Below are 21201 nucleotides of genomic sequence, written 5' to 3' on the forward strand. Positions count from 1 at the left end.
TTCCTCTCAAGGGGATAGAGTGTTGGATAACGCCATGCCGTCATCGCCCCGCATTGCCGTCGCTTTCGGCGGCGGCGGCGCGCGCGGCATTGCGCATCTGCATATCATCGAAACGCTGGACGAACTGGGCATCAGGCCCGTGGCCATCGCTGGCTCATCCATCGGATCGATTGTCGGCGCGGGCATGGCGAACGGCATGCGCGGCACAGAAATACACGACTATATGGCGGCGATCTTCAATCGCCGTTCGGAAGTTGCGCGCCGCATGTGGCAGACGCGTCCATCCCGCTGGGTTGAACTGCTGAAAGGCGGCTTTCGCGTCAGCCAGTTCAACATCGAGAAAATTATCGATGCCTTTCTTCCGGCATCGCTGCCCGCCAATGTGGAAGATCTCAAGATTCCCATGAGCATCACGGCGGCGGACTTCCACGCCGCCAAGGAAGTTCAGATTGTCGATGGGGATTTGCGTTCCGCTATTGCGGCTTCCTGCGCCATTCCTCCGGTTTTCGCGCCGGTGCGCCGCAATGGCCGCATTCTTGTCGATGGCGGTCTCTTCAATCCGGTGCCGTTCGATCTTCTGTTCGACAAGGCCGATATCGTCATCGGCATCGATGTCGTTGGGGCACCGCCCGGTGATGACGACTATATGCCCACGACATTCGAAGCGGTCATCGGCGGTAATCAGCTGACCATGTGTTCGATCATCGAGAACAAATTCCGCATTCGCCCCCCGCATATTTTTCTGCGACCGGATGTCGGCCGCATCGGGCTGCTCGATTTCCTGAAATTCGATCAGATTCTCGACCAGAGCGCCGGGGTTCGCGAAGAACTGAAACAGGCCCTCGACCGCATTATCGAGGGCGATAATCTTCCGACGCTGTCCTAGCTCCCGCTTTATTCGGCGGGAATTGCATCTTCCATCGTATCGTCATTGGCGGCAGGCGAAGGCGCATCCACCGTCTTGTCGATGCGCTGGCCTTCACGCGTCGGCTTGACCAGAGGTTCAGGCGTAACGGGCTTGTTGAACAGCAAATGCCGCCCGGCCATGATGCCTTCCGACGCCTGAACATGCAGCCGGTCCTCGTCGCGCTGGCGTACATCCTCGCGGATGGCATAGGCGTTGTTCTCGGCCATGCCGAGACCTTCCAGCGTGCGCTGCCCGAAAAGCAGACCGGATTCGAAAGTTTCGCGCAACTCGTATTCCACGCCCTGCGCCCGCAACTGCAACGTATGCTCGCGGTCATAGGAGCGTACGAACAGGCGCACATCCGGATAATCCGACTGGATCAGGCTGACGATATGGTTGGTCGTTTCCTTATTGTGTGTGCACACCGCGACGATCTTGGCCTTGCGGATACCGGAAGCTTCCAGCACATCCTTGCGGGTGCCATCGCCGAAATAGATGCGGAAACCGAACTTGCCTGCTGCGCGTACGCGGTTGGGCGATTTGTCGATCACCGTCACGTCGATACCGCCAGCCAGCAGGATCTGCGATGCGATCTGGCCATAACGCGAGAAGCCGATCATCAACACGTCGGAACCGGCGCCTTCGAAATCCTCTTCGATTTCATCGACGGGCTTGTCCTTGATGAGAAGCTTCGAACCGATGGCCACCGAAAGCGGGGTCAGCGCCATGGATACGGTGACAGCCGCCACCAGTTCAGAGCCAAGCGCGCTGGAGATGATCGCCGCAGCCGAAGCAGCGGAGAACAAAACGAAGGCAAACTCGCCGCCCTGCGGCAGCAGGAAAGCGATGCGCACGGCGTCGTTATGGCTGGAGCGGAAGATGCGGCACAGAACATAGATGACGGCGATCTTCGCGACCATGAACACCGGCACGGCCAGAAGGATCGTCTTCCAATATTCCAGAATTACGCTGAGATTGAGCGACAGGCCCACCGCAACGAAGAACAGGCCGAGGAAAATACCGCGGAACGGTTCGATGTCGGCTTCCAGTTCGTGACGATAGGAGGATTCCGCCAGCAATACGCCAGCGATGAATGCGCCCATCGCCATCGACAGACCGGCGGCCTGCAACAATCCTGCCGATCCCAGCACGACGAAGAGGGCGGCGGCAATCATAACCTCGCGCGCGCCGGTATTGGCGATGATCCGGAACATCGGGTTGATCAGATAGCGCCCGGCAATGACGAGCGCGGCGATGGCCGCAACCGCCGTTGCCAGATGAAAGCCCGCGCTTGCCTGCGAGGGTTCATTCGGCGAGAGGGCCGGAATGATCGCCAGAATTGGAACGATGGCGAGGTCCTGAAACAACAGGATCGCGAAAGCGCGCTGCCCATGCTTCTGGTTGGTCTCGGCGCGATCCTCCAGCACCTGCATGGCGAAGGCCGTCGAGGAAAGTGCAAGACCGAAGCCGATGATGATCGCGGCCTCCGGGTTGAGGCCAGCCAGATAAATCCCGAGCGCGGTGAGAACCGCGCCACATAGCAGAACCTGTGCCGCGCCAAGCCCGAAGATGGCGTGGCGCAGCGCCCAGAGCCGCGACGGCTTCAGTTCGAGGCCGATGATGAACAGCAGGAAAACCACGCCAAGCTCGGAAAAGTGCAGGAATTCCTCGCCATCGGCGATGAGGCGCGCGACGGGGCCAATCGTGATGCCAGCGGCCAGATAGCCCAGCACTGTGCCAAGCCCCAGACGCTTGAACAGCGGTGCGGCGATGATGGCGCCGCCAAGGATCATCAGGGCCTGTAGGTAGAGATTTCCACCGGTCGGAATCATGCTGTGCGCTCTTGTGGTTCGGAGACGGACGGGTCTCGCGACGTGAGGATTTGGAGAAATGTGGACGGGCTTGCCTTGATGCCCCCCGATTTCGGCAATATAGAAACAAGATATGGCTGCAATCAGCCCAATGTCGACCAAATTGACGATATTTTTTTAGCAAGTCCCGGTCACGACCCGTTGCACAATGCAATGTCCGGTCAGGCGGAGGCGAGCTTGCCAAAGCGGGATTATGCAATGATTTCAGATAATTCAGCGGAAAAGCTGGTCGAGCGCGCGGCCCAGTTGGTGAAGGCTGCCCAACGTGCTGGCGCCGATCATGCCGATGCCGTGGTGATGCGTGCCCGCTCCGTCAGCGTCTCGGTGAGGCTTGGCAAGGTTGAGGGAACCGAATCGTCGGAGAGCGACGATTTTGCGCTGCGCGTCTTTGTCGGTCGGCGGATCGCCAGCGTTTCGGCCAATGCGGGCGCTGATCCGGACCGTCTGGCGGAGCGCGCCGTCGCCATGGCGCGCGTTGCGCCGGAAGATCCCTATGAAGCGCTTGTCGATCCGGCGCTGCTGGTAAAGTCGCCGCGCGATCTCGATCTTTACGACACGACCGAAATCGACACCGACCGTCTGACGCAGGATGCGCTGGCGACGGAAGCAGCAGCGCTTGAAGTCAAAGGCGTGACCAATTCCGGCGGCGCGGGCGCATCGCGCAGCCTCGGCGGGCTGGTGCTTGTCACCTCCACCGGCTTTGCTGGCCACTATGCCGCCACGCGCTTCGGTCGCTCGGTTTCGGCCATTGCGGGCGAAGGCACCAGGATGGAGCGCGATTATGATTTCAGTTCGCGGCTGCATTTCGCCGATCTCGATACGCCGGACGCCATCGGGCGCAGCGCCGGTGAACGCGCTGTGCGCAGGCTTGGCGCGCGACAGGCGAAGACCGGCCCGGTCACGGTGGTCTTTGATCCGCGCCTCGCACGCGGTATTGCCGGGCATTTGGCCAGCGCCATTAATGGCGCGTCGGTTGCGCGCAAGACGAGCTTTCTGCGCGACAGCCTGGGTAAGCAGATATTGAAGCAGGGCATCAACGTCACCGATAATCCGCTGCGCATGCGCGGCTCGTCGTCCCGTCCGTTCGACGGTGAAGGCATTGAGGGCCAGCCGCTGACCATGATTGAGGATGGCGTGCTGCAACACTGGCTGCTGTCCGGTTCCAGCGCCCGCGAACTGGGCCAGACGGGCAACGGACGCGGCGTGCGCTCGGGGTCCGGTGTTTCACCTGCCTCGACCAATTTTGCCATCGAGCCGGGCGCGCAGTCGCCGGAAGACCTTATCCGCGCTGTCGGCACGGGCTTTTATGTGACGGAAGTGTTCGGGCAGGGCGTCGATATGATCACCGGCCAATATAGTCGTGGCGCTTCCGGTTTCTGGATCGAAAATGGCGAGCTGGCCTATCCGGTCAGCGAAGTCACCATCGCGTCGAACCTCAAGGACATGTTCCTCAATCTGACACCTGCATCGGATATCGACCGCAATTTCGGGATGACCGCGCCTACCCTCGTGATCGAAGGCATGACCCTTGCCGGAAACTGACAAACAGAGCGAAGCCCGTGCAGAACTGGCGCTGTTGCGCGATGCCGCCCGCGAGGCCGGACGCATCGCCATGCGTTATTTCGGGCGCTCGCCGGAAGTCTGGTTGAAGGACGGTCACTCGCCGGTGAGCGAGGCCGACCTTGCGGTGGACCGCTATCTGAAAGACGTGCTTTTGACGGCGCGCCCCGATTATGGCTGGATTTCCGAAGAAACCACCGATGACCGCGCCAAGGCAAAGCGGCGGCGCGCTTTCGTCGTCGATCCCATCGACGGCACCCGTGCCTATATTGCCGGTCAGGACCAGTGGTGCGTGAGCATCGCGATTGTGGAGGACGGCAGGCCGATTGCCGGGGTTTTGGAATGTCCGGTTCGCAAAGAACTGATCGAGGCCGGGCAGGGACTTGGCGCGGTGCAAAACGATGCGCCGATCCATGTCAAACTGCCGCCGGAGGGCGGGACGCTCACCATCGCTTCGGCGCGTAGCGCAACGACCATATTTCCGGAAACATGGCGCGACAGGGTCAAGCTGCATGCCTATGTGCCGTCGCTTGCCTATCGTATTGCGATGGTGGCACGGGGCGATATTGCGGGCACCTTCATTCGGCCAAATTCGCATGATTGGGATCTGGCTGCAGCCGATCTCATCTTGAGTGAGTCGGGCGGGGCTATTCTGACAAACGATGCTCTTCCGCTCATTTATGGCGGTCCGACGCGGAGCCACGGCGCTCTTGTCGCGGCCAGCGGGAATTTGCTGCGTGAAATGTTGAGTGTTGTCGCGGAGTGACCGTTGGGTTAATCATGCCGCGAACCAAAATTGTTCAGGGATTATTGTCATGAGTGTCGAAGGCGACAAAAAGCAGCTTCTTCATCTGGTATTCGGCGGCGAGCTGTCCAAGCTTGGAACCGTACAATTCCGCGATCTCGAAAACCTCGATATCGTCGGCATCTATCCCAACTACGAATCCGCAAAAGCCGCCTGGAAGGCCAAGGCTCAAGCGACTGTCGACAACGCTCATATGCGTTATTTCATCGTGCACCTGCATCGGTTGCTCGATCCCGAAGGTGTGACCCTGCAGGCGGACTGAGCAGTTTGCCCGGTCCAGACCAACATATGACGGAAGGCGAAGAGCGGTCCGTTCAGCCCGCGGCCCAGCCCGACAGGCGCAAGAAAAAAGACGGCCTTGCCAAGCGTCTTTGGAAGCGCGTGCGCGGGCCGCTGGCGCAGTCAGCTGTCGTCAAGTCGATATTGGTCTGGCTCATCACGAGCTATTTCAAGCTTGTCTATTATACCAACACGCGGCTGAAGGGCTCGGCTGATCCGCAAGCGCTGGTCGGCAAGGACGATCCTTTCATCGTGACCTTCTGGCATGGCCAGCATCTGATGGGGCCGTTCATCTGCCCCAAGGGGATCGAACTGGTCGCCATGTTTTCGCGCAGCGCCGATGCGGAGCTGAACGCCCGCGTCGCGGAAAAGCTCGGTCTCATGACCGTGCGCGGGTCCGGCGGGCGCAGCTCGCGGGCACAGCCAGAAAAAGGCGGTGCGCGTGCGCTTCTCACCTTGAAGAATGCGCTAAAAAAAGGACAGTCGGCATCGATCATCGCCGACATTCCCCACGGCACGCCGCGTGAGGCCGGCGAGGGGATCATTTTGTTGGCGAAATTGTCCGGGCGACCGATCATTCCGGTTGCTTATGCCTTCTCGAGAAATCATGTTTTGGAGAAGTCATGGGACAAGACGACGATTCCACTGCCTTTTGGACGGTCCGTTGTTGTGCGCGCCGACAATGTCTGGGTAGATGCCGACGCCGATGAAACGCAACTGGAAGAAAAACGCATGGAACTGACGCGCCTGCTGAATGACGCCACGGTGCGCGCCTATGCGGCATTGGAGAAAGCGAAATGAGCGAACGCTGGGCGCGCAATATATTGTCAGCCTATCGCATGTTCGGCTCCGCCGCCTATCCCTTCATGGGGCCTTACATTGCCTATCGCGCGTCGCGCGGCAAGGAAGAGCGGCAGCGCCGTGGTGAGCGTTATGGCAAGTCAGCCGTCGCCCGCCCACAAGGTCCGGTCATCTGGGCCCATGCGGCAAGTGTCGGCGAAAGTGTTGCCATCACGCCGCTGATCGAAAGCATTGCCTCCACCGGCATTCATGTCGTGATGACCACTGGCACGGTGACATCTGCAAAGCTTGTGGCCGATCAGCTGGGCTCCAAGGTCATTCATCAATATGCGCCGCTCGACCTGCAACCGGCGGTCAACAAATTCCTCAATCACTGGAAGCCGGACCTCGCCATCGGCTGCGGATCCGAAATCTGGCCCGCGACGGTGCTGTCGCTCGGCGGTCGTCATATTCCGCAAGTGCTGGTCAATGCCCGCATGTCGGATCGTTCCTTTGCCAGATGGCAAAAGCGGCCCGCGCTGGCAGAAGCCCTGTTCGAAAATTTCGCTCATGTCGTGGCCCAGTCGGAACTCGACGGCGACCGTTTCCGCACGCTTGGCGCCCGCCCGGTCAGCGTGTCGGGCAATCTGAAAGTCGATACCACGCCACCGCCTGCTGATCCACAAGCGCTCTCCATGTTGCAGCGGCAGATCGCCGGACGGCGCAGCTGGGCTGCGATCTCTACCCATGATGGAGAAGAGGCAATCGCCGCAGAAGTGCATCAGATGCTGAAGGTGCGCTATCCGCATCTCGTGACGATCATCGTGCCGCGTCATCCGGATCGCACGCCTGCCATCGAAGCGATGCTGGCGGAAAAGGGGCTGAAAGTCACCAGACGCAGCAGTGGCTTGGCCGTTGAAGCGGATACCGATATTCTGCTCGGCGATACAATTGGCGAAATGGGGCTTTATCTGCAATTGACCGAGATTGCCTTCATCGGCAATTCGCTGACCAAAGAAGGCGGGCACAATCCGCTGGAACCGGCGATGATGGGTACAGCTGTGCTGACTGGCAAGAATGTGCAGAACTTCCGCGAGTCCTTCCAGCGCCTTATCAAGAATGGCGGCGCGCGCATCGTGAAGGACAGGAACATGCTCGCCGGGGCTATCAATTTCCTGTTCAACAATCCGCAGCATCTGCGCGGCATGATCAATGCGGGCGTCAACACCGTGAAGGATATGCGCGGCGCGCTTGATCGCACGCTTGTCGCGCTGGAGCCGTTCATCCAGCCGCTTGTGCTGCAGGCGCAGTTCCCCGGCAATCGCAACGAGGTTGCCTACGTCCACGGCGGCATCTGATATGGCGAGCGAAGCGCCGCCATTCTGGTGGGAAAAGCTCGACTGGCGCGCAAGATCACTGGCCCCTGCCGCCTGGATTTACGGGTCTATCGCCGGGCGACGCCTGATCCGGTCCGAACCACCCAAAATCGCTTTGCCCGTTCTCTGTATCGGCAATTTCACCGTCGGTGGGGCAGGCAAGACGCCCACGGCGATTGCCTTTGCCAAGGGCGCGAAGGCGCGCGGGCTGAAGCCCGGCATCGTCTCGCGCGGCTATGGCGGGAGCTATAAAGGGTTGCATGTCGTTGACCCCGGCCATGACAGCGCCCGCTATGTCGGTGATGAACCGCTTTTGCTGGCGCGCCATGCGCCGGTGGCACTTTCGCCCGACCGGGTGAAGGCCGCGCAGCATCTGCAATCGCTTGGCTGCGATTTCATCATCATGGATGACGGGTTCCAGAGCGCGCGGCTCCATGCCGATTTTGCGCTTTTGGTGGTGGATGCGGGGCGGGGCATCGGCAATGGCCGTGTTATCCCGGCGGGTCCATTGCGTGCGCCGCTGACCGACCAGATGCGCAAGACCGACGCGCTGTTGCGGATCGGCAAAGGCGATGCTGCGGATTTCGTGATCCGTCAGGCGGCCCGCGCCGGACGGCCGATCTATGAGGCCGCGCTTTTGCCTTCATCGTCGGCTACTGTTGCGGGGCAGCGCTGGCTGGCCTTTGCCGGTATCGGCAATCCCGACAAGTTTTATGCAAGTCTTGCACAGGCTGGCGGCGTCATCGCGGAAACGCGCTCGTTTCCCGATCATCACAGCTTTGAACCCGATGAAATCCGCGACCTGATCGATACGGCCCGCAGGCAGGGGCTGGGGCTGATCACCACGGCAAAGGACCATGTGCGTCTCGCCACAATGGTCGGTGTGCCGGCTGAATTTTTGTCGAAACTGGCGGTTCTCGATATCGATCTGAAATTCGAGCGCACGGATGCGCTCCATCATATCCTTGATACGGCGATCGAGCGCTTTAAAAGCCGGTCTTTATAAGGAAACTAAGCCTTCGTGCGGCTGCGCATTTCCGGGTTGAACTCAAGCTCACGCTCGAAGGAAATGAGGCCGGTCGCATAGGCTTCCTGCCGCGCAACGCTCCAATATTTCAATTCGTCCAGCGGAATCTGCGCGCCGGTAACGGCACAGAGCACATAGGAACCGTGCTTGACGATTTCATAGTCGCCGTCGAGATAACGCAGGACAGCTTCGGAGGATGAGCGGGGCGATTCAAATCTGTTCATGTGTGTAAAACCTTTGCACTGAACTCTAGCAAGTGCGAACCTTGGCGTCCAGCGGCGCTGAAGGTCCTTATACCAAATCCTGTCAACGTCTGCCGAAAAGCCGCTCGATATCACTCAGCTTCAGCTCGATATAGGTCGGGCGTCCGTGATTGCACGTGCCGGAACCGGGCGTTGCCTCCATTTCGCGCAACAATGCGTTCATTTCCTCGGGCTTCAGACGGCGTCCTGAACGTACCGATCCATGGCAGGCCATGGTGGCCGCAACATGGTTGAGCATGGCCTGCAATCCGTCGGCGGTTTCATGCTCGGCAATCTCGTCGGCCAGATCGCGGATCAACTGTTGCACGTTCATTTCGCCAAGCATGGCGGGTGTCTCGCGCACAGCGATAGCGCCGGGACCAAACTGCTCCACGCCCAGCCCGAACCGGGCCAGCGTTTCCGCATGACTTGCCAGCCGCTCGGCGTCTTCCTCCGCCAGATCGACCACTTCCGGGATCAGCAGCATCTGCCCCGGTATCGGGCGCGAGTGCAGCGCGTTTTTGAGCGCTTCATAGACCAGCCGTTCATGGGCCGCATGCTGGTCCACAATGACGAGGCTGTCTTCGGTTTGCGAGACGATATAATTGGCGTGAATCTGCGCGCGGGCCGCACCGAGCGGCTTTTGCTGCAATTCGACCGGGGCTTCGCTCATGGTCGCGCGCGCATCGGCTGTCGGAATATTCACGACATCGATTGTCGCCTGCTCGCTTTCGTGGAAGGCAGGCGCGTTGCCGAAATCAAGCGGTCTATGCGCCGGATGTGCAGTCTGCGGCGACCACTCGCTGCGCGGGCTTGGGCGCTCAGGCCGCCAGCTTGTCGAGGCATAATTGTTCGAAGACTGCTTTGGTTGAAACCCTTCGGCGCGGAAAGCCTGCAACATGGCTTCTGCGCCGCCGGTTGCCGGACGGATGCCGGATTGGGACAGCGCCTGCTTGATCGCGCCCACGATCAGGCCGCGCACAAGGCCGGGATCGCGAAAACGGACATCGGCCTTGGCCGGGTGCACATTCACATCGACCAGTGCCGGATCGAGCGTCAGAAACAGCACGGCGACCGGATGGCGGTCACGCGCAATGACATCGGCATAAGCGCCGCGCAGCGCGCCGAAAATCTGCTTGTCGCGCACCGGACGGCCATTCACATAAGCAAACTGGTGCTGTGCATTGCCGCGATTATGGGATGGTATGCCGACAAAACCGGCAAGCCGCACACCGTCACGCTCGGCATCGATGGAAAGCGCGTTTTCGCAGAAATCCTGACCGAGAACCTGCCCGATCCGCTCCAGCGTGGCATCGGCGCCCGTGCCAGTCGCGGGCATTTCCAACGGCGTGCGGTCGGTGCCGGACAGCGAAAAGCGCACATGCGGGAAGGCAATGGCAATGCGCTTCAGCACATCGGTGATGGCGGAGGCTTCGGCACGGTCCGTCTTCATGAATTTGAGACGGGCGGGCGTGGCGTAAAAGAGATCGCGCACTTCGGCTATCGTGCCGCGATTGAGCGCCGTGGGGCGCGGGCCTTCGAGATGACCGCCGGAAACGGAAACCTCAAATCCGGCATCCGCATCCTGCGGACGTGATTTCAAAGTCAGTTTGGCGACCGAGCCGATGGAGGGCAGGGCTTCGCCACGAAAACCCAGTGCACGAATATCGTGCACGTCATCCGAGAGCTTGGACGTGCAATGGCGCGAAACCGCGAGCGGCAACTCGTCGACGGGAATGCCGGAGCCGTTGTCGGTGACGCGCAGCAGCGTCTTGCCGCCGCCGCCGGTCACAACCTCGATGCGGGTCGCGCCAGCGTCGATGGCATTCTCGACCAATTCCTTGATCACGCTGGCGGGGCGCTCGATGACCTCGCCTGCTGCGATCTGATTGATGATGGTTTCGCTTAAATGTCGAATGGGCATGAAGCGATTATAGGCAGATCTGCACGCGGCGGTAATAGCGCCGCGCGCCGCGTCCCGGCCCACTGTGGACTGGCTTCAGGCGGCTTGCGCCTCGCCCTTCTTGTCGAGGCCGAGGTGAATGGCGGGCGCGGGCCGCCCAAGCAGGAAGCCCTGCACCTGATTGCAGCCTTCTTCCTGCAAAATATCCATCTGCGTCTGCGTTTCCACACCTTCGGCCAGCACCGGAATATCGAGGCTATGGCCCAGCGCCAGAATCGCCCGCACGAAAGCCTTCGACTGCACGTTCTGGTCCAGATCGGTGACGAAGCTGCGGTCGAGCTTGATCTTGTCGAAGGGGAAGGAACGCAATGTCGCCAGCGACGAATAGCCGGTGCCGAAATCATCAATGGCGATGCTGACGCCAAGCGCCTTGAGTTCACGCAGGATATGCAGCGCGCGCGCCTTGTCGCGGATGATCGCGCCTTCGGTCACTTCAAGCTCCAGCAGTTTTGCCGGTAGGCCGGTTTCGTTCAATATATTTTGAACCGTGTCCACGAGGCCGGTATGGCTGAGCTGTAGCGGGGAAATATTGACCGCTATCCTGCGGGAAACGGGCCAGCTTGCCGCTTCTTTGCAGGCTGCACGCAATACCCATTCGCCGAGCTGCGTGATGACGCCCGATTCTTCGGCTATCGGAATGAACAGGGTTGGCGGCACCAGACCCTGCACGGGGTGACGCCAGCGCAGCAGAACTTCATAGCCCGATATGCCGCCATCCTTGATGCTGCGCTGGACCTGAAAATTCAGGAAGAACTGGTTTTCGTCAATCGCCGTCCAGATGTCGCGTGCCAGCGCCGCACGCTTGCGCGCCGCTTCATCCATGCTGCTTTCATAGTAGCAAATCTTGTTCTCAATGTTCTGTTTGGCGCGATACATGGCCATATCCGCATTGGACAGAAGCTTTTCCACATCCTCGGCGTCGGTTGGATAGATTGCGATGCCGAGGCTTGCGCCGGGGCGCACAACGGCATTGCCAAGGTCCACAAGATCGCTAAGCGCTATGTTAAGTCGGGAGACGAAGCTGCGCAGATCGTCCTCATCCTGAAATGTCTTCAGGGCTGCAAATTCATCGCCGCCGAAGCGACCGATCAGCTCGCCGCTTTCCAGATGTTCGGTCATGCGGGCCGAAATCTCGCAAAGCAGCCTGTCACCCGCGGCGTGGCCATAGAGGTCATTGACCTCCTTGAAGCGATCCAGATCGATGCCGATCAGCGCAATGCGGTGGTCGCCATTATCGGCACTGACCTTTTCGCGGCTGAGGCGTTCAACGAACTGGGTGCGGTTGGGCAATCCGGTCAGCGAGTCGTGACGGGCAATGTGTTGCAACTGCCGCAGGTTGGAAGACTGGACGTGGCTGTCGATCAGGTAACTGGCAAGGGCAGTGCCAAGCACAATCAGGCCGACTCCGCCGACAGAAGTGGCAAGGGTGAACTTGTCGGCAAGCTCCGCTTCTTGCAGATAGTTCATCGGCGTCACGGTCAGCGCCGCCATGCCGGTGAAATGCAGGCTGACGACGGCTGCGGTAAAGGCCAGAACCGCCAGACGGTAGGAGGTCGGGTAGCGACGCCGCATCAAAAACTGGCCGGAGAGCGAGCCAAACAACACGGCAAACACGATGGATGCATAGAAATAATCCATGTTCCATTCGATCAGCCCGTCCACGCGATAGGCGAGCATGCCGATATAGTGCATGGTGGCAATCGATGCGCCCACCATGGCGCCGCCGATGACGGGGGCAAAGCGGGGAAAGCCGCCGGTCATGACCACGAAGCCGATTCCCGTGCCGACAACGGCAATCGCCAGCGACAGGATGGTAAGGTCTGGCAGAAGCACCACGGGCGCGCTCGGCTCATAGGCCAGCATGGCGACGAAATGCGTGCACCAGGCGGCTGAGCCAGATGCGATCGCCACCAGAAAATGCCAGCCATAGCGCACGAAGCCATGACATCTGGCGGCCTTGCGGACGAGATTGAGCGTGATCGCGGAACCCACGAGGCAGATCAGCGCTGCCAACGTTGTCAGCCACGCGTCATGCTGCGTGGCAATGCAATTGAGAACGGTCATCATGGAATGAAATAGCCCCGATAGCCTTTAGAAGCGAGGTCAGGGCACTGGAATGCCCAAAGTGATTGGCTTGGTCTCAATGGCGGTCAGTGGTGATCCGACAGATAAACCTGGCTGTGCAAGGTCGGTCTTTACAAATGCAGAAACTGGACCGGGATCGCGCAGCCGACAGGCGCAGGCCTTGTCACCGCACGGCGGCATGTCATGATCGCGTTACCCATCCTGGCCCCCCAGCCAAATCCGGCTCAATTTCGATGGGCCTTGGTTGCATAGTAATTCCTGATTAGCGGTTAACGCGAATATCAAGATTGTGATTGGGAGATCATTTTCACAAGAATGTTATAAGAAAGCATCTGCTGTTACAGCGTTTTCGAAAATGAACCGGCATTGCCTGGTGGATGAAGTGTCATACTGCCCGGTAATAAGAGTATATGGTCTACATCTTTAAATGATCGCATCTTCAGATGTTGAATAGGGCCTCTTGGTTCTGTGGTTAAATTCCGTTATTGCAGGCGTTGTTAATATGGTGGGGATACCGGGCATGGGCGACGGCGTGGAAACTTTACCATCTTCCAAGCCTCTGGAGGGCACGGCGGCGGCCAGTCCGATTGTCTTTTCCGACACTCTGGGCCTGTTTCAGCGTGCTTATGGTACGGGGCTCGATACGGTCGTCGTCTTCGCCAGCCCATGGGGGCTGGAAGAACTTTGCACGACCCGGAAATTCTGGCGTATCATTGCCGACAGGCTGTCTCAGCATGGGATTGCATCCTTGCGCTTCGACTGGCCGGGCACCGGCGACGGGCGCGATGACATTGATTTTTCTTCCGGTCTGGAACGCTGGCGAAAGGCGCTGATCGAAGCGGCGGACAAGGCGCGGCTTTTGTCGGGCGCGAGCCGTGTTGTCATCATCGGGCAGAGCCTTGGCGCGGCGGTTGCTGCTGAAACGGCTCCACATATTGAAGGTCTGGCGGCGCTGGCGCTGCTGGCACCGGTGATTTCCGGTCGGTTTTACACCCGCGAGCTGGCGGTGTGGTCGAGCATGGTCGATGCCGATCTTGGCCTTCCTGATGCGCAGCGGATCAAGGGGGCGGTTTCCATTGCATCCCTGACAATGACGCCCGAAATTGCCGCAGATGTGAAGAAGATCAATCTCCTGTCGCTCTCTGAAAAGCCTGCGGACACGTGCCTTCTGCTAGCAAGGGCCGACCGCCCGAACGATGCGGAACTGGCCGGGCATCTGGAAAAGCTCGGCGTGGCAGTCACGGTGGAAGCCTTCACCGATTACGACAAGCTGATTTCCAACCCGGTTATTTCGCATCTGCCGTTGAATGTTGCCGACAGACTGGTCGATTGGTCAGTGGCGCTTGCGGATGGTAGACCGGCCCAAAAAAGTGCCGATGAAACCAACCTCGGCGGACAGATCAGGGGCGACGGCTTCGTCGAAACGCCGGTGGCCTTCGGCCCGAACAATCGTCTGTCGGGTGTGCTGTGCAAACCCTTGGGCGACAGCAAGGGGCATACGGTCCTCTTCCTCTCGTCCTCTTATGATCGGCGCGTTGGATGGGGCCGCACCACGGTCGATATGGCGCGCAGATTGGCGCGGGACGGTGTTTCGTCGCTGCGCTTTGATATCGCTAATGCCGGTGACAGCCCGCCCATTCCGGGCATGCCGGAACAGGTGCTTTATACCCATGCGCCGGAAATGGATGTCGCTGACGCGCTGGATTATCTGGATGTCATCGGGCTGGGGCGTCCGGTTGTGGCGGGGCGGTGCAGCGGCGCTTTCCTCGGGCTGCATTGCGCGGTGCTGGACGAGCGGATTTCGGGTGCCGTGCTGGTCAATCCGGTGACATTCTATTGGGCGCCGGAGCTTTCGGTCGAAGATGTGGTACGGGAAGGCAATCGGACGCTGGAAGATTATGGCAGCCGCGCCATGCGACTCGATACGTTCAAGCGCCTGTTTCGCGGAGAACTCGATATTCGCGCTATCCTGCGCAACCTTGCACGCGGCGTCAGCGGACGTATTCGCGGATTGGCGCGCAAGCTTTTGCGCAGCCGCACCGTTGAAGGCCGGGCGATCTATTCGGCTTTCGATGAACTGAAGCTGCGGCAGGTGCCGCTGACGCTGGTCTATGCCGAGAAGGACAGCGGCCGCGAGCATTTCAATTACTATTTCGATCAGGCAGGCGACAAGGTGCAGGGCTTCGACAATGTAAAGGTCGCGGTCATTCCGGACGCCGATCACAATCTGACGCCCGAACATGCGCGCAACGTCTATATCGACGCCATCCGCGCGCTGGCTTTCAAAACGCGTTAAAACCAGACGCTTCGCGACGATCCGGCAATGCGAATTTCGCCGGACGGTTTGCCTTCGCCATCATGGCGGGGAAGAAGCGCGACGCGCTTCGTCTCCCCGGGAGCGAGATGGAACCAGTTTTCCATTGCCCGCCAGCCTTCGGCGTCAATGCTGACCGATTGCGCCAGCACGGCTGTGCTGAGATCAAGAAACCAGTTGCCGCTCTCTTCCACGACACTGCATTCAATTGTCGCATCGTGAAAGGCTTTGGTGCGCCCCTGCGGAAAATGAAAGGCCTCGGCGATAGTGGCTTCGCTGCGTTTCAACCGGGCGACCGTCACGTCATGGGCCGGAGGCCCGAAGCGATAGGCATAAGTCGTATCGAAAAATGCGCCGAACAATTCGGTTGCCGGTATTGTGACACCGGAACGCGCTGTCAGCGAAAGATCGCGGCGACCGCTTACAACCGACTGGGCACCGGCGCGCAGGCAGGTGAGTTCCAGTGTCAAATCGGCGTCATGGGGCTGTTCGTTCAGCACGTGAATGGCAAGCCCGTTGACGCCTTCGTCGGTCAGGCCAACCTGCACCGGGCGAAAAGCGCGTTTCAGCCCATACCACGAGGGTTTGGGTTCACAGGTCGCATCGACCACGCCCCAGCCGGCACTGGGCAACACATCCTGAAACGTCCAGACCAAGGCACCGAAGCAGGTGCTTGCCGGTCGTCGCCATTCGGCGAAAGTCGCCTCCATCACTTCCGCCGTGACGGCGCGGGAAAGGTGTAGATATTGCTCCATATCCTCCCGCCGCAAGCGGGCCGGATCGTAGCCATAGAGCATTTCCAGATAGGTGTCGCGCACGTCCTCGAAATCCCATGACACGCCGCGATCACGCGGAACACGCGCTTTCCAGCGCGGATCATGGACGGCGGGCACGTCGAGATGCGCCTTGAGCGTGCGTGCCTCCGGGACATTGGAAAAAGCAAGGCTTTCGGTCGCAAAGCGCACTTCGGCGCGGCGCGCATCGTCCAGCGGCCTGCAATAGGCGCTGACGCCATAATAATGGCTGACGCCTTCGTTGCTGATGAAGGGCAGAGCGCCATCACAGGGCGAGTTCGGCACATAGGGAATGCCGGGACAGAGTTTGCGCGCAACGGCGGGCAAAATCTCTTCGGTCAGCGCGCCTTTCCAGATTGTCTCGGGCAGGCCCATCATGGCGCCTTGCTGATAAATCTCACTGCCGCCGCACAACACGGTGAGCGAAGGAGCATGGCGAATGGCGGAAAGAAGTTGTTGCGTCTCCGCCTGTACCTTGGCGACGAAGCCTTCGTCTTTCACCGGATAGTCGAAATTGGCGAACATGAAGTCCTGCCAGACCATGATGCCGAGCTCGTCGCAAACGGCATAAAAGTCAGGCGTTTCATAAGCCGTAATGCCGCTGACGCGCAGCATGTTCATGCCAGCGTCCTGCGCAAGCTGCAGCCATGGTTGATAGTCGGCGCGTGCGCCCGGCAGCCGGACTATATCGGCGGAACTCCAGACAGCACCGCGACAAAAGATTGTCTCGCCATTGATCACCAGCGCGAATGATTTTCCGTCTGCGCCGCGATCAACGCCGATGCGGCGAAAGCCGGTTCGGCCAAGCTTCTGCTTTTCGTTGCCGAGCGACAATTCCAGTTCATGGAGCGTCGGCGCGCCATGAGTATGCGGCCACCACGGTTCTACGCCCGGGACGGTCAGCTGTGCCTGCCAGCGGCTATCCGCTTGTCTGTCACAGGCGATCTGCGAACCCGCGCAATGCAGGGTCAGATTTTCAGCCTTGCCGTGATAGGTGAAGCTGACTGCAAGCCCTCCGTCGCCATTTTCATGAAGCGTGGATTGGATGGAAATACTGCTGACCGTTTCCGCGTCGGGTCGGCTGATCGTCACTGGCCGCCAAGGGCCGACGGCATGAACGTCCGGGCACCAGCCCGGCATATGGCCGAGCGCGGTAGTGCGGATCAGGCGCAAGCCTTGCATATTCATCAATTGCGTGCGCCAGCGTGCGCGCGGGCCTTTCTGCTCCAGGCGGGGGCCAAGAGCGCGGAAACAAAGCGCAAGCTCATCCGCGCCGGTCAGCGTGACGGGCAGGTCGTGGTAGAGGAACATGCTGTCGCTGTTGTGAACCAAAGCGCCGTTCAGATAGACTTCGCAGATCGTGGCAAGGCCCGCAAAATGCAACACCGCCTCACCGGCTGTTTCGGTAAGGTCGAGAAAATACCACGCATCCTGATTGTGCAGCGGTGTCGGAGCAGTGCGGCTGAAACGCCCTGCTTTTTCCAGCGCTTCCGCCACCGTGCCCGGAACCGGCGCATCGAGATACGCGCCGTTGCGCGGCACATCAGCGGGCGACGCGGCCTCATTGTCTGCGGTCAGGAAAAGCCGCCAGCCTTCGGCAAGCGGGCGGCTTGATGCAGCTTGTTCAGGCAGCATCGCGGCCAAGTTCTGTTGCAAGCGCCCCCGTCATGCGATCCCATGCTTCGGCGGCAGGTGTCAGCGCGCTTGCCAGTGCGTCGAATTTCTTGCGCATCACGGCACGCGCAAGCTGGAATTGCACGGCCTTGGCCGTTTCGGCGATCTGGATCGCATCGGCGGCAGCAGCGGTGAAACGCTTGCCTTCGCCCAGCCATTGCAGATGGCTTGCAGCCAGTTCGAAATTTGCACCAAGTTGGCGCAGCGTGTTGAACGCATATTTGTGAAAGAAGCCGAAGGGGCGTTCGGCGATGGCTTCTACCTGCGCCGGAAACACAGCGGCGAAAGCGCGGATCGGATTGGCCTTGGGCCTGCGCGCAAAATGGCGTGGCAGCAGAATTTCTGCCACGCGCCGCTGATGCGCTTCACCGGGCATTTCCTTCGGGAACTTCGCAAATTCCGTATAGGGCAGGAAGGGCAGGTCTGCTTCTGTCAGATGGCGCTGAAAGACACCGTTAAAATCCTCGCCCTCCAGATGGTAGAAGCCGCCATTGTGGAAATAATCGAGCGAGCGGTTCGCAACATCCATGCGATTGATCGCGATGGTGGTCTTGCCATGTTCGGTGCGATAGCTCACGCCCTGCGTGTCAGGCATGAAATAGCTGTCCATCTCCACCATGCACAGCCGTCCGCGCCCGATCTGTTCCGCGATATGGCCTTCCACACTGTCGAAGATCGCAAGTTCCGTTGCCCGCACACCATAGAGCGCTTCGAGGTCTTCCAGCGGCACCTTGAAGAAGGTGAACTGGTCGCCCTCGAAATCCTGCGTCAGGGTAAAGCCCAGCATCGCTTCGGGCACGACCCGAAGCGATGCCAGCACTTCGATCCAGAGATCGACATAGCAATTGGTTTCGGGCCAGATGCGTGTCTGCGCATGCAGCGCATGCGGCGCGTAGGTTTCTGGCGAGATATGCGGAAAGACTGCCTGCATAACCTTGATCGATCCTCGTTTCACTCCGGTCGGATTATGCTTTAACCCCACAATTCGTTGCGTACGCTTTCTGGCCAGGCTTTGACGTCGAGGCCGTGATGATGGAACAGCGCCAATGCGATGCGCTCCAGTCCGAAACCGACGCAAGCCGTGTGCGCGACTTCACCGTCATGTTGCGACAGGCCCCATTTCACGCCGAACTGGTCCTGATGATAGTTGAAGCTCATGCAGGCGGTTGGCTTTTCGACGCTGGTGATCGGGATCAGCAATTCGAATTTCAGGTTCTGGTCGCGCTGGTTGTTGACCAGCAAACGACCCGCGCGTCCAAAGAAAGGATCGTTCGCCACGTCGATTTCCACCGGCAGGCCGACTTTCTTCATCATGTCCGTGCCGCGCTCTATCCAGAGCTGGCGGAACTCCATCACATCCGCTTCCGTGCCCATGCGCACATATTCGCGCATGCGGAACAACTGCTGGCGGGCAGGGTCCACCGAAGGTTCATGGCGGAAGCAATAGGATTGCAGGTCATAGAGGCCGCCGCCCTGCGGCAGCGGACCGCGCTTGGCAATGGTCGGGTAAAGCGGGTAGCAGGCGGCGGGCGTCAGGACGATGTCCGTTGCCTTCTGCTCCAGCGTCCAGTCTTGCCCCTCATCCATGCATTTGATGAGGTTGATATGATCCAGCTCGCAACCGCAGAAGCTGTGCACCGTGCCGGCCAGCTGCGGGAAGCTCTTCATATAGCCGCTTTTTTCGAAGTAAGCGCGATTGAGGCCGGGCGGAAAGCGGATCGCTTCGGCACCATCGCCGCCGCCGGTGCGGTCAATAAGGCGCTCGAAGGCCACGATGACATCTTCAAACTGGCCGGAGCGTCCATAGAGGCCGTCCACGCCGGTTTCAATCAGCAGTCCGGCATCGAAAAGCCGGTTGAGAAAAGATCTTTGCGCGTCCATGGCGTTATCCCAAGAGGCTTGTGTTCTGTTTGTGAATGAGCAGCATGGTCGCCGTATTGCCGAGGATGCGCTCGTTGGAAATCATCAATTGCGCCGAATGCGCATCGCGCAAATGGCGGCCAAGGCTGTAGGGCGTGCCGTTCTTGTAGCCCATGATGCCGCACACCAGCATGGCGTGGTTGATGACCTGCAGAATGGTCTGCGATGCGGCAATCTTCAGATTGTTCATCGCTATGGCAAAGCCCATGGAAGCGAGCTTGTCGGCGTCGTGCTTCGCGTCCTTATAAGTCTTGAGGCAGGCGACGATTTCCGATTTCAGCATTTGCAGCATGTTGGAGGCTTCCGCGACACGCAAAGCGCCCGGCTGCGGTGCGCCCGGATTGCGGCGCGCTGCGGCGCGCACAAAAGCCTGCGCGCGGTTCACTGCGTCCACGGCGATGCCGTACCAGAGCGAACTCCACAATGTATGTGACTGGGCCAGCATCGATTGCGCGGCAATCTCGGCAAATGGATGCGGCAGGATCTGCACCTTGTCCGCTTCGCCGCGAAATACAAAGCCTTCCGAACAGGTGCCGCGCATGCCCAGCGTGTCCCATTCATTGGTCTTTTCCAGCGTGTACTGGTCTTTGCGGAAAACTGTCATGACCTGATCGGACGAAGCTGCACCTTCGTGCGAGCGCGACGTGATCAGGATTGCATCGGCATAGACGCCATAGGAAATAACCGTGGCGTTCTTTTCCAGACGGCAGGTGTCGCCGTCGATTTCGATTGCGCAGATGGAATTGCGCAGGTCGCCGCCAATGCCGCCTTCCGTGGTGGCGGACGCAAGCAGCAACTGCTGGTCCGCAACGTCGCGCATGAAGCCGCGATGCCATTCAACCGATTGCCCATGTTCCACAAGGCTCGAAAGCTTGATGTGGTGCATGGCGAAGATCATCGCGCTTGCGGCACAGGATTGCCCCAAAATGCAGCAGAGTTCTGCAATCTGGTCGATTTCGGCGCTTTCGCCGCCCAGATCGCGCGGCACCTGAATGCCCAGCAATCGTTCGGCCTTCATCGCATCGATGGCTTCGCGCGGAAAGCGCCCTTCCTTATCGACTTGATCAGCGAATTTTCCGGCGATGGCTGCTACGCGACCGGCACGCTCGGAAAGGCTGTTCCCCCCGCCTGCATTCATTATGCGGCCTCGTTATCCTTGAGGATGCTGGTGATGGTCTGTTCAATCGCGCTGATGCTCGCAAAGGATTTGCGGTTCAGAAACTGATCCGGAAATTCGATGTCGAATTTGTCTTCAAGGCCCAGCATCAGCTGCACCGAGGCGAAGGACGACAGGCCCGCCGTATAAAGATCGGCATCGTCTGCAATGTCGGTCACGGCTATGGGCAATCCGCCGACCTTTGCCAGAATTTCCCGAATGGATTCATTCATGATTCATTTCCCCGCTCTTGGTGCGCGTCGACGCAAGCGTTTTTATCCGGCGCACCTTTGCCTAAAAGCTCTTGAGGGTCTGCAACCCCTGCTTGAGGCGATATTAGCACCAGCAAGCCTTTATATTATGTTGACAGGACAGGGTGGTTCCCGGTCAAATATGCAAAGCGTCGCATATAGTTAAATATTAATGATCTTCGCGGTTAATGTCGGAA

17 protein-coding genes are annotated in these 21201 nt (G+C 59.6%); 8 read left to right on the forward strand and 9 right to left on the reverse strand.

The window, feature by feature from the left end; translation table 11 throughout:
* Window positions 1-22 precede the first annotated feature (22 nt).
* On the forward strand, window positions 23-886 hold the full coding sequence (locus QLQ11_RS12120; RefSeq protein WP_109367790.1) for a patatin-like phospholipase family protein: 864 nt from the start codon (window positions 23-25) through the stop codon (window positions 884-886).
* A gap of 8 nt (window positions 887-894) precedes the next feature.
* Here the strand turns inward: QLQ11_RS12120 and QLQ11_RS12125 are convergent, their stop codons facing one another.
* Window positions 895-2739 (reverse strand): monovalent cation:proton antiporter-2 (CPA2) family protein, encoded by a 1845-nt coding sequence (locus QLQ11_RS12125; protein ID WP_109367789.1) that lies wholly within the window; start codon window positions 2737-2739, stop codon window positions 895-897.
* Window positions 2740-2976: 237 nt separating this feature from the next.
* Here QLQ11_RS12125 and QLQ11_RS12130 point away from each other — a divergent pair, with 237 nt between their 5' ends.
* The 6 genes from QLQ11_RS12130 to lpxK are packed head-to-tail and all read left to right on the forward strand — an operon-like array spanning window position 2977 to window position 8584.
* Window positions 2977-4320, forward strand: coding sequence for a TldD/PmbA family protein (locus QLQ11_RS12130; protein WP_109368032.1), 1344 nt, complete (start codon window positions 2977-2979; stop codon window positions 4318-4320).
* Window positions 4307-5104: a 3'(2'),5'-bisphosphate nucleotidase CysQ gene (locus tag QLQ11_RS12135; RefSeq protein ID WP_109367788.1), complete on the forward strand. Its 798-nt coding sequence runs from the start codon at window positions 4307-4309 to the stop codon at window positions 5102-5104. Before QLQ11_RS12130 ends, QLQ11_RS12135 begins: the two co-directional genes overlap by 14 nt.
* 49 nt (window positions 5105-5153) lie before the next feature.
* Window positions 5154-5405, forward strand: coding sequence for a DUF4170 domain-containing protein (locus tag QLQ11_RS12140; RefSeq protein ID WP_109367787.1), 252 nt, complete (start codon window positions 5154-5156; stop codon window positions 5403-5405).
* A gap of 26 nt (window positions 5406-5431) precedes the next feature.
* On the forward strand, window positions 5432-6223 hold the full coding sequence (locus tag QLQ11_RS12145; RefSeq protein ID WP_109367786.1) for a lysophospholipid acyltransferase family protein: 792 nt from the start codon (window positions 5432-5434) through the stop codon (window positions 6221-6223).
* Complete coding sequence (gene waaA, locus QLQ11_RS12150; RefSeq protein ID WP_371835983.1) at window positions 6220-7560, forward strand: lipid IV(A) 3-deoxy-D-manno-octulosonic acid transferase; 1341 nt, start codon at window positions 6220-6222, stop codon at window positions 7558-7560. The genes QLQ11_RS12145 and waaA overlap by 4 nt, the downstream gene beginning before the upstream one ends.
* A 1-nt stretch (window position 7561) precedes the next feature.
* Window positions 7562-8584: a tetraacyldisaccharide 4'-kinase gene (gene lpxK, locus QLQ11_RS12155; protein ID WP_109367784.1), complete on the forward strand. Its 1023-nt coding sequence runs from the start codon at window positions 7562-7564 to the stop codon at window positions 8582-8584.
* A gap of 5 nt (window positions 8585-8589) precedes the next feature.
* On the opposite strand, the gene QLQ11_RS12160 is transcribed toward lpxK, so the two are convergent.
* The 3 genes from QLQ11_RS12160 to QLQ11_RS12170 form a co-directional block, all read right to left on the reverse strand.
* A complete protein-coding gene (locus QLQ11_RS12160; RefSeq protein WP_109367783.1) occupies window positions 8590-8829 on the reverse strand; it encodes a DUF2093 domain-containing protein in 240 nt (79 codons plus the stop codon).
* Window positions 8830-8911: 82 nt separating this feature from the next.
* On the reverse strand, window positions 8912-10771 hold the full coding sequence (mutL, locus tag QLQ11_RS12165; protein WP_109368031.1) for a DNA mismatch repair endonuclease MutL: 1860 nt from the start codon (window positions 10769-10771) through the stop codon (window positions 8912-8914).
* A 75-nt stretch (window positions 10772-10846) separates the two neighbouring features.
* Window positions 10847-12877: a bifunctional diguanylate cyclase/phosphodiesterase gene (locus QLQ11_RS12170; RefSeq protein WP_109367782.1), complete on the reverse strand. Its 2031-nt coding sequence runs from the start codon at window positions 12875-12877 to the stop codon at window positions 10847-10849.
* A 520-nt stretch (window positions 12878-13397) separates the two neighbouring features.
* On the opposite strand from QLQ11_RS12170, the gene QLQ11_RS12175 reads away from it, so the two are divergent.
* Window positions 13398-15191, forward strand: coding sequence for an alpha/beta fold hydrolase (locus QLQ11_RS12175; RefSeq protein ID WP_235859003.1), 1794 nt, complete (start codon window positions 13398-13400; stop codon window positions 15189-15191).
* Here QLQ11_RS12175 and QLQ11_RS12180 read toward each other — a convergent pair.
* The 5 genes from QLQ11_RS12180 to QLQ11_RS12200 are packed head-to-tail and all read right to left on the reverse strand — an operon-like array spanning window position 15188 to window position 20986.
* Window positions 15188-17638, reverse strand: coding sequence for a glycoside hydrolase family 2 protein (locus tag QLQ11_RS12180; RefSeq protein ID WP_109368030.1), 2451 nt, complete (start codon window positions 17636-17638; stop codon window positions 15188-15190). The genes QLQ11_RS12175 and QLQ11_RS12180 overlap by 4 nt on opposite strands.
* Window positions 17628-18608 carry a DUF1839 family protein gene (locus QLQ11_RS12185; protein ID WP_109367780.1) on the reverse strand — a complete coding sequence of 327 codons (981 nt, stop codon included), beginning with the start codon at window positions 18606-18608 and terminating at the stop codon, window positions 17628-17630. Before QLQ11_RS12185 ends, QLQ11_RS12180 begins: the two co-directional genes overlap by 11 nt.
* A gap of 41 nt (window positions 18609-18649) precedes the next feature.
* Window positions 18650-19558, reverse strand: coding sequence for an amino acid--[acyl-carrier-protein] ligase (locus QLQ11_RS12190; RefSeq protein ID WP_109367779.1), 909 nt, complete (start codon window positions 19556-19558; stop codon window positions 18650-18652).
* A 4-nt stretch (window positions 19559-19562) separates the two neighbouring features.
* Window positions 19563-20735: an acyl-CoA dehydrogenase family protein gene (locus QLQ11_RS12195; RefSeq protein ID WP_109367778.1), complete on the reverse strand. Its 1173-nt coding sequence runs from the start codon at window positions 20733-20735 to the stop codon at window positions 19563-19565.
* Window positions 20735-20986, reverse strand: coding sequence for an acyl carrier protein (locus tag QLQ11_RS12200; protein ID WP_109367777.1), 252 nt, complete (start codon window positions 20984-20986; stop codon window positions 20735-20737). The genes QLQ11_RS12195 and QLQ11_RS12200 overlap by 1 nt, the downstream gene beginning before the upstream one ends.
* Window positions 20987-21201 lie beyond the last annotated feature (215 nt).

The sequence above is a fragment of the Ochrobactrum sp. SSR genome, from assembly GCF_030067775.1.
GTDB classification, from domain to species: domain Bacteria; phylum Pseudomonadota; class Alphaproteobacteria; order Rhizobiales; family Rhizobiaceae; genus Brucella; species Brucella teleogrylli.

Coding starts and splice junctions, on each gene's coding strand:
- QLQ11_RS12125 (WP_109367789.1), bottom strand. CDS start 2,739: ATGATTCCGACCGGTGGAAATCTCTACCTACAGGCCCTGATGATCCTT.
- QLQ11_RS12130 (WP_109368032.1), top strand. CDS start 2,977: ATGATTTCAGATAATTCAGCGGAAAAGCTGGTCGAGCGCGCGGCCCAG.
- QLQ11_RS12140 (WP_109367787.1), top strand. CDS start 5,154: ATGAGTGTCGAAGGCGACAAAAAGCAGCTTCTTCATCTGGTATTCGGC.
- QLQ11_RS12145 (WP_109367786.1), top strand. CDS start 5,432: ATGACGGAAGGCGAAGAGCGGTCCGTTCAGCCCGCGGCCCAGCCCGAC.
- waaA (WP_371835983.1), top strand. CDS start 6,220: ATGAGCGAACGCTGGGCGCGCAATATATTGTCAGCCTATCGCATGTTC.
- lpxK (WP_109367784.1), top strand. CDS start 7,562: ATGGCGAGCGAAGCGCCGCCATTCTGGTGGGAAAAGCTCGACTGGCGC.
- QLQ11_RS12160 (WP_109367783.1), bottom strand. CDS start 8,829: ATGAACAGATTTGAATCGCCCCGCTCATCCTCCGAAGCTGTCCTGCGT.
- mutL (WP_109368031.1), bottom strand. CDS start 10,771: ATGCCCATTCGACATTTAAGCGAAACCATCATCAATCAGATCGCAGCA.
- QLQ11_RS12170 (WP_109367782.1), bottom strand. CDS start 12,877: ATGATGACCGTTCTCAATTGCATTGCCACGCAGCATGACGCGTGGCTG.
- QLQ11_RS12175 (WP_235859003.1), top strand. CDS start 13,398: ATGGTGGGGATACCGGGCATGGGCGACGGCGTGGAAACTTTACCATCT.
- QLQ11_RS12180 (WP_109368030.1), bottom strand. CDS start 17,638: ATGCTGCCTGAACAAGCTGCATCAAGCCGCCCGCTTGCCGAAGGCTGG.
- QLQ11_RS12185 (WP_109367780.1), bottom strand. CDS start 18,608: ATGCAGGCAGTCTTTCCGCATATCTCGCCAGAAACCTACGCGCCGCAT.
- QLQ11_RS12190 (WP_109367779.1), bottom strand. CDS start 19,558: ATGGACGCGCAAAGATCTTTTCTCAACCGGCTTTTCGATGCCGGACTG.
- QLQ11_RS12195 (WP_109367778.1), bottom strand. CDS start 20,735: ATGAATGCAGGCGGGGGGAACAGCCTTTCCGAGCGTGCCGGTCGCGTA.
- QLQ11_RS12200 (WP_109367777.1), bottom strand. CDS start 20,986: ATGAATGAATCCATTCGGGAAATTCTGGCAAAGGTCGGCGGATTGCCC.